The sequence below is a fragment of the Halomonas sp. KAO genome, assembly GCF_015595025.1.
GTDB lineage: Bacteria > Pseudomonadota > Gammaproteobacteria > Pseudomonadales > Halomonadaceae > Halomonas.
In genome coordinates, this window is record NZ_JADNRL010000025.1 from 192,787 (window position 1) to 205,825 (window position 13,039).

The window sequence follows — 13,039 nt, forward strand, 5'->3', positions numbered from 1 at the left end:
ACGGTGGGGCCGTTTACGCTATTGGTCATGGGGCATGTGATGATCGCCGCCCCGACACGAGGAGAGGGTCTGTAATGAGCGAAGTGGAACGGCACTGCGACAAGGGGCTCGTCGAGACCAGCTCGGCGCTGCTTACAGGTGTCAGCCTACCGGCGGCGGTGATTCATGAGGCGCCCCTGACCCATAACCTGATCTGGATGCAGCGCTTCGCCGAGGCTCATGGTGCCCGACTGGCCCCCCACGGCAAGACCACCATGAGCCCGACGCTGTTCCGGCGCCAGCTCGAGGCCGGCGCCTGGGGCATTACCCTGGCCACGGCGCCCCAGTGTCGCGCCGCCTTCGCCCATGGAGTGACGCGACTGCTGATGGCCAACCAGCTGGTGGGGGAGGCCAACATGGCCATGGTGGCGGGGCTGATCCAGGCCGGGGCGGAGTTTTACTGCGTGGTGGACAGCAGCGACAACGTGGGTCAGCTGGGACGCTTCTTCGCCGATCGGGAACTGCACCTCAATGTGCTGATCGAGCTCGGTGTTCCCGGCGGGCGCTGTGGCTGTCGCAATACCGCCGAGGTCGAGGAGCTGGTAGCGGCGATCGCCGAGCAGCCGGCCCTGCGCCTGGTCGGTATAGAGGGCTATGAGGGTCTGATCGCCGGCGGCGACGAGGTCGCGGCGGTGCGTGCCTATGGGGAGCGGCTGGTCGAGACCGTCAAGGTACTGCACGGCAGCGGGGTGCTGGCGAGCGAGGCGCCTATCGTCACCGCGGCGGGCTCCCGATGGTTTGACCTGATTGCCCAGGCCTTCGACGAGGCGGAGTTGCGAGAGCACTACACGCCGGTGCTGCGGCCGGGGTGCTATGTGGTGCATGACCACAGGCTCTATGCCGATGCCATGGCCGAGGTGAAGGCGCGCGATCCGCACCTCCAGGGCGAGCTGCAGCCGGCGCTGGAGGTGTTCGCCCATGTGCAGTCGCTGCCCGAGCCGGGACTTGCCATCGTGGGCCTGGGCAAGCGTGATATCGGTCACGAGCCGGACATGCCTCTGCCGTTGCGGCACTATCCTCGCGACACGCTCGCAACGGGGAGTGGGGCGGTGACTGCGCCCGGTAGCTGGCGCGCCACGCATATCATGGATCAGCATCTCTTCCTGGAGATCCCCCATGATTCCAAGATGGGTAGTGCCGAGCTCGCGGTCGGTGATGTTATCGCCTTCGGCACCTCCCACCCCTGCCTGACCTTCGACAAGTGGCGCCACCTGCTGCTGGTGGACGAGACATTGACGGTCACGGAGTCCGTGGCGACCTGCTTCTAGAAGGCTCAGGGCCTCCAGGCCTCCTCGTTGACCAGGCTGATGGGACGCTGTCCCTGTAGGGCCCGGGTGATGTTGTCCACGGCACGCTGTGCCATGGCATCCCGGGTCTCGCGAGTCGCGGAGCCGATATGCGGCAGGGCGACCACGTTGGGCATATGGGGCAGGGGGGACTCGGGAGAGAGCGGCTCCTGCTCGAAGACATCGAGCCCGGCGGCACGCACCTGGCCCTTCTCCAGCGCCGCGATCAGGTCCGCCTCCCGCACCACTCGGCCGCGGGCAATATTGACGAAGATCGCCGAGGGCTTCATCAGGCTGAATTCACGAGCGCCGATTAGGTGTTCGGTCTCGGCGGTCAAGGGAACGGTCACACAAATGATATCCGCCTCTTCGAGTAGCGCGTCCATCTCACGACGCTCGGCCCCCAGCTCCTGCTCCAGGGCCGGCTTGGGGGAGGCGTTGGAGTAGAGCACGCGCATGCCGAACCCCAGGGCACCGCGGCGCGCGATGGCGGCGCCGATGCGGCCGAAACCGATCATGCCCAGCGTCTTGCCGTACACATCGCTACCGAACTGTGCCTCGCCGATACTGGCCTGCCAGTCGCCGCGCCTGACGAAGTCGGCCAGTTCGACGACACGGCGAGATGCCGCGAGTATCAGCGCGAAGCCGGTATCTGCCGTGGTCTCGGTAAGCACATCGGGCGTGTTGCAGAGCAGGATGCCGCGCCGTGTCAGCTCCTCCACCGGGATGCCGTCGTAGCCCACGGAGATGGTGGCGATCGCCTCCAGGTTCGAGGCGGCATCGAGCCACTCGGGGGTGATTGCGAGTCCGCTGCCGATCAGACCATGGGCCCTGGGCAGGGCGGCGAGGAAGTCGGGGTCCTCGGCAGGGGTGGCGCCCTGACAGACCTGAACCTCGAAGCGTTCGCCGAGCTGTGCCAGCTGGGCGTCCGTCAGGCGGCCATGGACCAGGATATGTTTCTTCATGCTGCACCGTTCCATTAATCAGTCATCGATGAATATCGAAGCGGGACCATTATCTGGTATCTGAAGGTATAACACCTCGCGTTCTGCCTGTGCCCTTGCGAGTCACACCGGGCAGTGGAGCATCAACCAGGGCAGATACAAAACGGGCGGCCCTGAGGCCGCCCGTAAATCATGCGAGATGTGCTTAGCGCACCTTGGGGTCCAGCTCGCCGCTTGCGTAGCGCTCGTACATCGCCTCCAGGTTGATCGGCTTGATCTTGGAAGCGTTGCCGGCGGTGCCGAAGGCCTCGTAGCGATCGATGCAGAGATCGCGCATGGCGGTGACGGTCTCCTTGAGGAACTTGCGCGGGTCGAACTCGCTGGGGTTCTCGGCCAGGAAGCGACGCACCGCGCCGGTGGAGGCCAGGCGCAGGTCGGTATCGATATTGACCTTGCGCACCCCGTGCCTGATGCCCTCGATGATCTCCTCGACGGGCACGCCGTAGGTCTCGGGGATCTCGCCGCCGTGGGCGTTGATGATCTCGAGCCACTCCTGGGGCACCGAGGAGGAGCCATGCATCACCAGATGGGTATCGGGGATGCGGGCGTGGATCTCCTTGATGCGCTGGATGGAGAGGGTGTCGCCGGTGGGCGGCCGAGTGAACTTGTAGGCGCCGTGGCTGGTGCCGATGGCGATGGCCAGGGCGTCCACACCGGTGGCCTTGACGAAGTCGGCGGCCTCTTCCGGGTCGGTGAGCAGCTGATCCATGTCCAGCTTGCCCTCGGCGCCGATGCCATCTTCCTCACCGGCCATGCCGGTTTCCAGGCTGCCCAGGCAGCCCAGCTCGCCCTCCACGGAGACCCCGCAGGCGTGGGCCATCTCCACGGTGCGACGGGTGACGTCGACGTTGTAGTCGTAGTCCATCGGGGTCTTGCCGTCCTCGCCCAGGGAGCCGTCCATCATCACCGAGGAGAAGCCCAGCTGGATGGAGCGCTGGCATACCCCGGGGCTGGTGCCGTGATCCTGGTGCATCACCACCGGGATGTGCGGAAACTCCTCCACCGCGGCCAGGATCAGGTGGCGCAGGAAGGGGGCACCGGCGTACTTGCGGGCACCGGCAGAGGCCTGGACGATCACCGGGGAGTCGGTGCGGTCGGCGGCTTCCATGATGGCGCGCATCTGCTCGAGGTTGTTGACGTTGAAGGCCGGCACGCCGTAGCCATGTTCGGCGGCGTGGTCCAGCAGCTGGCGCATGCTGATCAGTGCCATATTCTCACCTGTCGTTCGTGGTGGCGGCGGCGCCCGGAGGCAGCCGCCGCGTGGAGAGTCGTGTCGGGATTCGTCTAGTCTCTAGTCTATCAGGCCTGGGCCGCGGCGGCTTCCAGGGCGGCGACCGCCGGCAGGGTCTTGCCCTCGACATACTCGAGGAAGGCGCCGCCACCGGTGGAAATATAGGAGACCGCATTGGCGATACCATACTTGTCGATGGCCGCCAGGGTATCGCCGCCGCCGGCGATGGAGAAGGCCGGGCTGTCGGCGATGGCCCGGGAGATCACCTCGGTGCCCTTGCCGAACTGGTCGATCTCGAAGACGCCGACCGGGCCGTTCCACAGAATGGTGCCGGCATCCTTGAGCATGGCCCCCAGGCGAGCGGCGCTCTCCGGACCGATATCGAGGATCATCTCGTCATCGGCGACTCGGTCCACCGGCTTGACGATGGCCTCGGCGGCGTCGGAGAACTCGGTGGCCACCACCACGTCGCTTGGCAGCGGGATCTCCACCTTGTCCATCAGTGCCCTGGCCTGGCCGATCAGGTCGGCCTCGTGCAGCGACTTGCCCACGTTGTGGCCGGCCGCGGCGATAAAGGTGTTGGCGATGCCGCCGCCGACGATCAGCTGGTCGCACTTCTCGGAGAGCGCCGTCAGCACCTCCAGCTTGGTGGAGACCTTGGAGCCGCCGACGATGGCGGCCATGGGGCGGGCCGGAGTGGCCAGGGCCTTCTCCAGGGCATCCAGCTCGGCGGCCAGCAGCGGGCCGGCACAGGCCACCGAGGCGAAGCGTGCCACGCCATGGGTGGAGGCCTGGGCGCGATGGGCGGTGCCGAAGGCATCCATCACGTAGATATCGCAGAGGGCGGCGTACTGCTTGGCGAGCGCCTCGTCGTCCTTCTTCTCACCCTGGTTGAAGCGCACGTTCTCGAGCAGCACCACCTCGCCATCGGTCACCTCGACCCCGCCGTCCAGGTACTCCTTGACCAGCCGTACCGGGCGGCCCAGCAGCTCGCCCAGGTGGTCGGCCACCGGCGCCAGCGAGAACTCCTCGGCGGGCTCGCCCTCGGTGGGGCGGCCCAGGTGGCTCATCAGCAGCACCCGGGCGCCGCCATCCAGGGCGGTCTGGATGGAGGGCAGGGCGGCACGCAGGCGCGCATCGCTGGTCACCTTGCCGTTCTTGACGGGCACGTTGAGGTCCTCGCGGATCAGCACTCGCTTTCCGCTGAGGTCGAGGTCGGTCATCTTGCGCACGTTCATCGGGGGGTGTTCCTCATCTTGGGGAAACCGTAAGGGGATCAGGGAGCGTCGAGGGGCATGACGGCCAGGCGCCGCGTGACATCGAGCATGCGGTTGGCGAACCCCCACTCGTTGTCGAACCAGCACAGCAGCTTGATCAGGCGGCTGCCGGCCACCCGGGTCTGGGTGGCGTCCACGATACCGGAGCGTGGGTCGTGGTTGAAGTCGACCGAGGCCATGGGTTCCTCGGTGTAGCCCAGCAGGCCGGCCAGGCGTCCGCGACTGGCCTCGGCGAGCAGGTCGTTCACCTCGCTGGCGCTGGTGTCCTGGCGCACCGTGATGGACAGGTCCATGGCCGAGACATTGATGGTCGGCACCCGCATATGCAGGCACTCGAAGCGACCGGCCAAATGAGGCATCAGGCGGTTGATGCCACGGGCCAGGCCGGTGTCCACCGGCACGATGGAGTGCATCGCCGAGCGGGTCAGGCGCAGGTCGGTCTGGTGGTAGGCGTCGATCACCGGCTGGTCGTTCATCGCCGAGTGAATGGTGGTGGTGACGCCGTGTTCGATGCCGAGTGCCTCGTCGAGCACGGTGAGCACCGGCACCAGGCAGTTGGTGGTGCAGGAGGCCGCCGAGACGATACGCCGGGCGGGGACCAGTTCGTGGTCGTTGATGCCGCTGACGATGGTGGCGTCGACGTCGGCCTCCGCCGGCTGGGAGAACAGCAGGCGGCCGGCGCCGGCGTTCAGGTGGCACTCGGCCGTGGCGCGATCCTTGAAGCTGCCGGAACACTCCAGCACCAGATCGATATTGAGCTCCTGCCAGGGCAGGCGGCGGGGGTCCGGCTCGGAGAGCACGCGAATCGCCCGGCCGTCGATCATCAGGTGGTCGCCATCGACCTCGACCCGCGCCGGAAAGCGGCCATGGGTGGTGTCGTAGCGGGTCAGGTAGGCGATGGTGTCGAGCCCCGACAGCTCGTTGATGGCCACCACCTCGAGCTGTGGCTCGGCACGCTCGATAAGGGCGCGCAGCACGCACTGGCCGATGCGGCCGTAACCGTTGATGGCGATGCGATAGGCCATGGCGTCGAGCGTCTCCCCAGCGGGTAGTGAAGACCGGCGATTCTAGCGTATTTCAGCCGACGAGTCCCGGCAGCCGCCAGGCCAGCGGCAGCAGCAGGGCGGTGAGGATGCCGGTGAGGCTCATGCCCAGCGAGGAGAAGGCACCGGCGGTGGGGCTGATCTCGAAGGCGCGGACCGTGCCCAGGGCATGGCCATTGATGCCCAGCGCCAGGCCGAGCAGGCGCTCGTCCTGGATGTCGAGCCAGCGTGCCACCAGGCTGACGCAGCCGATCGCCGCCACACCGGTGACCAGCAGGCCGCCCATCAGCAGCGCCACCGAGCCGCCCAGGCGTTCGGTGATGCCGATGGCGATGGGGGCGGTGACCGACTTGGGGGCCAGGGAGGCGAGGATCTCGGAGGGGGCACCCATCACCCAGGCGATGCCTACCGCGTAGAGGGCAGCCATGGTGGCGGCGATGGGCAGGCAGAGCAGCAGCGGTCGCCACAGCTCGCGGATCTTGCCCATCTGCTGGTAGAGGGGCAGGCCCAGAGCCACCGTGGCCGGCCCCAGCAGCAGCGTCATCCAGCCGGCTCCCGCACGGTAGTCGGCATAGTCGATGCCGAACAACCATAGCGCGGTGGCCAGCAGCAGGGCGGCCACCAGCAGCGGAGGGCACCAGGCGGGGGCACGCAGGGCACGAAACAGCCGGTCGCCGGTGAAGTAGGCGGCGAGCGTGAGTGCCACGGCGGCGAGGGGGTTGGCCATCAGCTGCTCGATCAGATCACTCATGGGGAGCCTCCCGGCTGTCCGCGCTGGCATCGGCCACCAGTCGACGCATCAGCCACAGGGTGGTGAAGACGCTGAGCAGGGTGCCCAGCAGCAGGGCGACCAGGATGGCGGTGAGCTGGCCGGCGAGCTCGTCGAGGATAAAGAAGATGCCGACCACGCCGGGCATGATCAGCAGTGCCAGGGCGGCGATCAGCGGCCGGGCCGCGGCGGCGATATCGTCGAAGCCGCCGCCGTGGAGCGCTAGCCAGGCGGTGAGCAGCAGCATGCCGATCACGCCGGCGGAAACCGGCAGGCCGGTGAGGAGGACCAGCGCCTCACCGGCCAGCAGAAAGCCGATCAGCCAGAGGAAACCACGCAGTGTCGTCAAGCCAGCCTCCGGTCCTAGGGTGCCATGGGACGGTACCGTTCCAGCAGTGTGGCGGCCATGGTCACTCCTGTTGTGTGACGGCAACGCCCTGCTCGGCAAAGACCTCCTGTGCCACTCGCAGGGCGTTCAAGGCCCGCGGGAAGCCGACATAGGGGATAAGGTGAATGATGCAGCCGGCTATTTCGTCGGGCGTCAGGCCAACGTTCAGGCCGGTTACCACATGCATGCCGATCTGGGGCGTGCCCTGGGCAACCAGCGCCGAGATGGTCGTCAATACCTTCTGCTTGTTGTCGAGACCCGGGCGGGCATAGACATCGCCGAAGGCGAACTCCACCACCATCCGGGTCAGGTCGGGGGCGACATCCTTGAAGCTCTCGCCGATCTCCATATGGCCCGTGGGGCTGTTCTCGTCGGGGATGCTCAGCTCCATCAGCTTGTCCATGCCCTTTTGATAACGATCAGTTGTCATATCGCTCTCCTTTCGTCTCCGGCGGTTGCAGGTTGCATCGCCGGGCTTGGCGACGCTTGTCGCGCAAGGGTTCCACATGAAAGATTCCACAAGAAAGGGGCTCGGCAATCGCCAGCCCCTTTCAGGTGTCGCCTCGGCCTTGCCTGTCCCTCCGGCTGACCTGTTCGCGGAGGCCGGAAGGCTAGGGCCGCGTTGGCGTCGAGGTCAGCCGTCAGTGCCCTCGAGCAGCTCGGTGGCCTGATTGATCACGTTTTGCACGGTGAAGCCGAAGTGCTTGAACAGCTCGCCCGCCGGGGCGGACTCGCCATAGCTGCGCATGCCGATCACGCGACCGTCGAGGCCCACATACTTGTACCAGAAGTCGGCATGGCCGGCCTCGATGGCGATGCGACGGGTCACGGCCCTGGGCAGCACGCTCTCGCGGTACTCGGCATCCTGGGCGTCGAAGCGGTAGGTGGAGGGCATGGAGACCACGCGCACGGCGTGGCCGGCCTGCTCCAGCTCGGCGGCGGCGTCCATGGCCAGGCCGACCTCGGAGCCGGTGGCGATCAGGATCAGGTCGGGGGTGCCGTCGCAGTCCTTGAGCTCGCTCTCTTTCAGCACATAGCCGCCGCGCTGGATATTGGCCAGCTGCTGCTTGGTGCGCGACTGGTGGGGCAGGCCCTGGCGGGAGAGCACCAGCGCCGTGGGGCCGGCGTTGCGCTTGATGGCGGCATCCCAGGCGGCGGCGGTCTCGGTGGCGTCGCAGGGGCGCCAGGTGGCCAGGTTGGGCGTGGTGCGCAGATTGGTGAGCTGCTCCACCGGCTGATGGGTGGGACCGTCCTCGCCCAGGCCGATGGAGTCATGGGTGAAGACGTAGATGGCGCGCTTGCCCATCAGGGCCGCCATGCGCACCGCGTTGCGCATGTACTCCATGAAGATCAGGAAGGTGGCGCCGTAGGGGATAAAACCGCCATGCAGGACGATACCGTTCATGATCGCGCCCATGCCGAACTCGCGGACCCCGTAGTGGAGGTAGTTGCCCTCCGGGGTCTGCGGGGTGATCGCCTGCGCCCCCTCCCAGAAGGTCAGGTTCGAGGGGGCCAGGTCGGCGCTGCCGCCGAGCAGCTCGGGCAGCTGCGGCCCCAGCTCGTTGAGGCAGTTGAGCGAGGCCTTGCGCGAGGCGATGGACCCACCCTTCTCCTGGGCACGCTGCACCATGGCTTCGCTGGTGAAGGCGGTGGGCAGCTTGCACTCCATGCGGCGAGCAAACTCGCGAGCCAGCTCCGGGTGGGCCTGGGCGTAGCGCTCGAAGCGGGCCTGCCACTTCTCCTGCTGGGTCTGGCCGGCCTCGCTGGCGTCCCAGCCACGATAGATCTCCTCGGGCACATGGAAGGGCGCGTGGGGCCATTCGAGCCGCTGACGAGCGGCGGCCACCTCGTCCTCGCCGAGCGGGGCGCCATGGGTGGCGGCGGTACCCTGCTTGCCGGGGGCGCCGAAGCCGATGATCGTCTTGCAGATGATCAGGCTGGGCTTGTCATCCTGGCTGCGTGCCATCTCGATGGCGGCCTGTATCTCCTCGGGCTTGTGGCCGTCGACGTTGGGCACCACGTGCCAGCCATAGGCCTCGAAGCGCTTGGCGGTGTCCTCGGTGAACCACTCCTCGACCTCACCATCGATGGAGATGCCGTTGTCGTCATAGAGGGCGATCAGCTTGCCGAGCTGCTGGGTGCCGGCCAGGGAGCAGGCCTCGTGAGAGACGCCCTCCATCAGGCAGCCGTCGCCGACGAACACATAGGTGTAGTGGTCGACGATATCGTGACCGGGGCGGTTGAACTGGGCCGCCAGGGTCTTCTCGGCGAGTGCCATGCCCACGGCGTTGGCCAGGCCCTGGCCCAGCGGTCCGGTAGTGGTCTCGATCCCCGGGGCGTAGCCGTATTCGGGGTGGCCGGCGGTCTTGGCGTGGAGCTGGCGGAAGTTCTGCAGCTCCTCGAGACCGAGCTCGTAGCCGGTGAGATGGAGCAGGGAGTAGAGCAGCATGGAGCCGTGACCGTTGGAGAGCACGAAACGGTCGCGGTCGGGCCACTTCGGGTCGGCCGGGTTGTGCTTGAGGTAGTCGTTCCACAGCACCTCGGCGATGTCGGCCATGCCCATGGGCGCGCCGGGGTGGCCGGAGTTGGCCTTCTGGACGGCATCCATGGAGAGGGCGCGAATGGCGTTGGCCAGTTCGAAACGTGACGGCATGGGAGAGCTCCTCGCCTGCGTTCCACGCCGTACGGTGGCGGGGACGGGCTGTCTGGCTGGATCGGACGCCACGCGGGAGGGGCGTGGCGCGGTCGAATTCGGTGGCGTATTGTCGCCGACTTGACGGCGCGCTTCAAATCGTGGATGCCTCGCCACCTGCCAGCGTGTAGACTCTTGGCCCCAATATGAGGCCCACCGCGGCCTGTTTTTTGTGACTTGTTGTGACATCCGTGACTCCACGGTCGAGGACGCCATGAGCGAATACTCCCTGTTTACCTCCGAATCCGTCTCCGAGGGGCATCCGGACAAGATCGCCGATCAGATCTCCGATGCCGTTCTCGACGCCATCATCGCCCGCGACAAGCAGGCGCGGGTGGCCTGTGAGACCCTGGTCAAGACCGGCGTGGCGATCGTCGCCGGCGAGATCACCACCTCCGCCTGGGTCGACCTCGAGGCGATAGTGCGCGAGGTGATTACCGGTATCGGCTATACCTCCTCGGATGTCGGCTTCGATGGCCTGACCTGTGGCGTGCTCAACTTGATCGGCAAGCAGAGCGTGGATATCGCCCAGGGCGTCGACCGCAGCAAGCCCGAGGACCAGGGCGCCGGCGACCAGGGCTTGATGTTCGGTTACGCCACCAACGAGACCGACTCCTTCATGCCGGCGCCGATCCACTTCGCCCATCGTCTGGTGGAGCGCCAGGCGGAGCTGCGCAAGCAGGGCCTGCTGCCCTGGCTGCGCCCGGATGCCAAGAGCCAGCTCACCTTCCGCTACGATGCCGAGGGCAAGCCCTGCGCGGTGGATGCCATCGTGCTCTCCACCCAGCATGACCCTGAGATCGACCAGCAGGAGCTGCGCAAGATGGTGCGGCGCGAGATCATCGAGCAGGTGGTGCCTGCCGAGTGGCTCTCCGACCAGACCAAGTACCATATCAACCCGACCGGCAAGTTCGTGATCGGCGGCCCGGTGGGCGACTGTGGCCTGACCGGCCGCAAGATCATCGTCGACACCTACGGTGGCACGGCCCGCCACGGTGGTGGCGCCTTCTCCGGCAAGGATCCGTCCAAGGTGGATCGCAGCGCCGCCTACGCCGGTCGCTACGTGGCCAAGAACATCGTCGCCGCGGGACTCGCAGACAAGTGCGAGATCCAGGTCTCCTACGCCATCGGCGTGGCCGAGCCCACCTCGGTCGCCATCAACACCTTCGGTACCGGCAAGGTGGATGAGGCGAGGATCATCGAGCTGGTCCGCGAGCACTTCGACCTGCGACCCAACGCCATCACCCGCATGCTCGACCTGCTGCACCCCATGTATCGGCTGACCGCGGCCTACGGTCACTTCGGCCGTGAGCCCTTCGAGACCTCCTATACCTGGATCGATACCGATGGGCAGCAGCACACCGAGACCTTCACGGCCTTCCCCTGGGAGAAGGTCGACCGGGCCGCTGCCCTGCGTCAGGCCGCCGGCCTCCAGGAAGGCATGACGCAGTAGGCTCAGGCCTGCGCGAGATAATGGGCCCCGCCGGCAGCGCCGTGCGGGGCCCGTTGCTAGGGTAAGAGCAAACCCCTCGCCGAGGTGCCGCCCATGCACCTTCTACGCCTTTCGCACCTTGCTCACCTTTCGCACTCACTGCACCTGACCTGCTTGCCGGTCCTTCTTCTTCTGGTTCTGGCCGTGCCGGTTGCCTCTGCTTCCTGCCCGTCATCGCCGTCGTCGGATTCCGTCGCCACCCTGCTGGCTCGCCTGGCCGAATGGGACGACGCCTACTACCGGCGTGGCGAGTCGCTGGTGAGCGACGCTATCTACGATCAGGCCCGGGCGCGACTCGAGGTCTGGCGGCGCTGCTTTCCCGATCGGCTGCCCGCGATGGCAGCGCCGAGTTATCCCGCGGGCGAAAGCGTTCACCCCGTCCCCCAGACCGGTCTTGCCAAGCTCGCCGATGCCGATGCCGTGGAGCGCTGGTTGATGCGCCGCCCCGACGCCTGGATTCAGCCCAAGGTGGATGGGGTGGCGGTGACCCTGGTCTATCGTGATGGCCGTTTGGTGGCCGCGATCAGTCGCGGCGATGGCGTGACCGGGCAGGACTGGATCGGGCGCGTGCAGCGCCTGCCGTCGGTCCCACCCCGGCTGCCCGGGTCGTTCGATGGCGTGCTGCAGGGGGAGCTCTACCTGCGTCAGGAGGGGCATGTGCAGGCCGAGCGCGGCGATGCCGGGGCGCGTGCCGAGATCAGCGGCCTGATGGCGCGCAGGGTGCTGAACGCTGACGACGCGGACCGGGTCGGGCTGTTTATCTGGGACTGGCCCGACGGTCCGGCCGATATGGGCGAGCGCCTGGCGGGGCTCTCGAGGCTCGGCTTTGTCGATACGCTGCGCTTTACCCATCCGGTAGCGGATCTGGCCACGGTCAAGCAGTGGCGCCGCGCCTGGTTTCAGGGACCGCTGCCCTTCGCCACCGATGGGGTGGTGCTGCGTCAGGCCTCGCGGCCACCCGCCGAGGCCTGGCGGGCCGAGCCGCCGGAGTGGGCGGTGGCCTGGAAGCATCCGTCCCGGGAGGCACTGGGCGAGGTGCGCGGGGTGGAGTTTCGCATCGGCCGCACCGGGCGCATCACCCCGCTGCTCCACCTGCACCCGGTAACGCTCGAGGGGCGCACCATCCGGCGAGTCAGCGTGGGGTCACTCTCCCGCTGGCAGGCGCTGGACATTCGCCCCGGGGACCACGTCATCATTGCCCTGGCGGGATTGACCATCCCGCGCCTGGAGGGCGTGGCCTGGCGCGCTGTCGAGCGTCGCCCGCTGGTGGTGCCGGCCCCCGCTCGCTACCACACCCTGAGCTGTCTACGCCTGGTGCCGGGCTGTGAGGAGCAGTTCCTGGCGCGGCTGGAGTGGTTGTCCGGCGATCAGGGGCTGGCCATGACCGGCGTCGGCCCGGGGACCTGGAGGGCGCTGGTCGAGGCGGGGCGGGTCGAGGGACTGCTCGACTGGCTGGAGCTGGATCGACAGGCGCTGCGCCGCGCCCGTGGCATCGGTGAGGTTCGGGCAGGCTCCCTGGCGGCGACCTTCGCGACGGCAAGAGAGGCACCCTTTGCGCGCTGGTTGCAGGCGCTGGGAGCGCCGCCCGGAGTCGAGGCCGCCCTGCCGGCCGACTGGCACACCCTGGAGCGTCACGCCGAAGACGACTGGAGGGCCATGCCCGGCATAGGACCGGGGCGCGCCGAGGAGCTTGGCGAGTTCTTCGCCCACCCGGAGGTGCGGCGCCTGGCCGAGCGGCTGGGCGGGCTCGGGATCGCCGGGTTCGAGCGTTGATTGTCGACCGCCGGAATCGCCGCCTATAGTGAAGGTCACGCTTTC

The 13,039-nt window shown here is 67.4% G+C and carries 11 protein-coding genes; 3 read left to right on the forward strand and 8 right to left on the reverse strand.

What is annotated here, in order from left to right; translation table 11 throughout:
* Positions 1–74 precede the first annotated feature (74 nt).
* On the forward strand, positions 75–1,307 hold the full coding sequence (locus IOC61_RS13610; protein WP_195689283.1) for an amino acid deaminase: 1,233 nt from the start codon (positions 75–77) through the stop codon (positions 1,305–1,307).
* Between the two features lie 5 nt (positions 1,308–1,312).
* Here the strand turns inward: IOC61_RS13610 and IOC61_RS13615 are convergent, their stop codons facing one another.
* The 8 genes from IOC61_RS13615 to tkt all read right to left on the reverse strand — a co-directional run bounded on the left by IOC61_RS13615 (position 1,313) and on the right by tkt (position 9,690).
* Entirely contained in the window at positions 1,313–2,290 is a 978-nt protein-coding gene (locus tag IOC61_RS13615; RefSeq protein ID WP_195689284.1) for a 2-hydroxyacid dehydrogenase, read from the reverse strand.
* Between the two features lie 184 nt (positions 2,291–2,474).
* On the reverse strand, positions 2,475–3,539 hold the full coding sequence (gene fba / locus IOC61_RS13620; RefSeq protein WP_195689285.1) for a class II fructose-bisphosphate aldolase: 1,065 nt from the start codon (positions 3,537–3,539) through the stop codon (positions 2,475–2,477).
* 89 nt (positions 3,540–3,628) lie between these two features.
* The gene (locus IOC61_RS13625) at positions 3,629–4,798 is read right to left on the reverse strand and encodes a phosphoglycerate kinase (RefSeq protein WP_195689286.1); all 1,170 of its coding nucleotides are present in this window, start codon (positions 4,796–4,798) and stop codon (positions 3,629–3,631) included.
* Between the two features lie 38 nt (positions 4,799–4,836).
* Positions 4,837–5,862 (reverse strand): type I glyceraldehyde-3-phosphate dehydrogenase, encoded by a 1,026-nt coding sequence (locus tag IOC61_RS13630; protein WP_195689287.1) that lies wholly within the window; start codon positions 5,860–5,862, stop codon positions 4,837–4,839.
* Between the two features lie 52 nt (positions 5,863–5,914).
* The gene (locus IOC61_RS13635; RefSeq protein WP_195689288.1) at positions 5,915–6,631 is read right to left on the reverse strand and encodes an LrgB family protein; all 717 of its coding nucleotides are present in this window, start codon (positions 6,629–6,631) and stop codon (positions 5,915–5,917) included.
* Positions 6,624–6,998, reverse strand: coding sequence for a CidA/LrgA family protein (locus IOC61_RS13640; protein WP_195689289.1), 375 nt, complete (start codon positions 6,996–6,998; stop codon positions 6,624–6,626). The genes IOC61_RS13635 and IOC61_RS13640 overlap by 8 nt, the downstream gene beginning before the upstream one ends.
* A 61-nt stretch (positions 6,999–7,059) precedes the next feature.
* A complete protein-coding gene (locus IOC61_RS13645; RefSeq protein WP_195689290.1) occupies positions 7,060–7,467 on the reverse strand; it encodes a carboxymuconolactone decarboxylase family protein in 408 nt (135 codons plus the stop codon).
* Between the two features lie 204 nt (positions 7,468–7,671).
* Positions 7,672–9,690 (reverse strand): transketolase, encoded by a 2,019-nt coding sequence (tkt, locus tag IOC61_RS13650; RefSeq protein ID WP_195689291.1) that lies wholly within the window; start codon positions 9,688–9,690, stop codon positions 7,672–7,674.
* A gap of 253 nt (positions 9,691–9,943) precedes the next feature.
* Here tkt and metK point away from each other — a divergent pair, with 253 nt between their 5' ends.
* Positions 9,944–11,182: a methionine adenosyltransferase gene (metK, locus tag IOC61_RS13655; protein WP_195689292.1), complete on the forward strand. Its 1,239-nt coding sequence runs from the start codon at positions 9,944–9,946 to the stop codon at positions 11,180–11,182.
* 93 nt (positions 11,183–11,275) lie between these two features.
* Positions 11,276–12,994, forward strand: a complete 1,719-nt coding sequence (ligB, locus tag IOC61_RS13660; protein WP_195689293.1) for an NAD-dependent DNA ligase LigB — start codon at positions 11,276–11,278, stop codon at positions 12,992–12,994.
* The last annotated feature ends 45 nt before the right edge of the window (positions 12,995–13,039 follow it).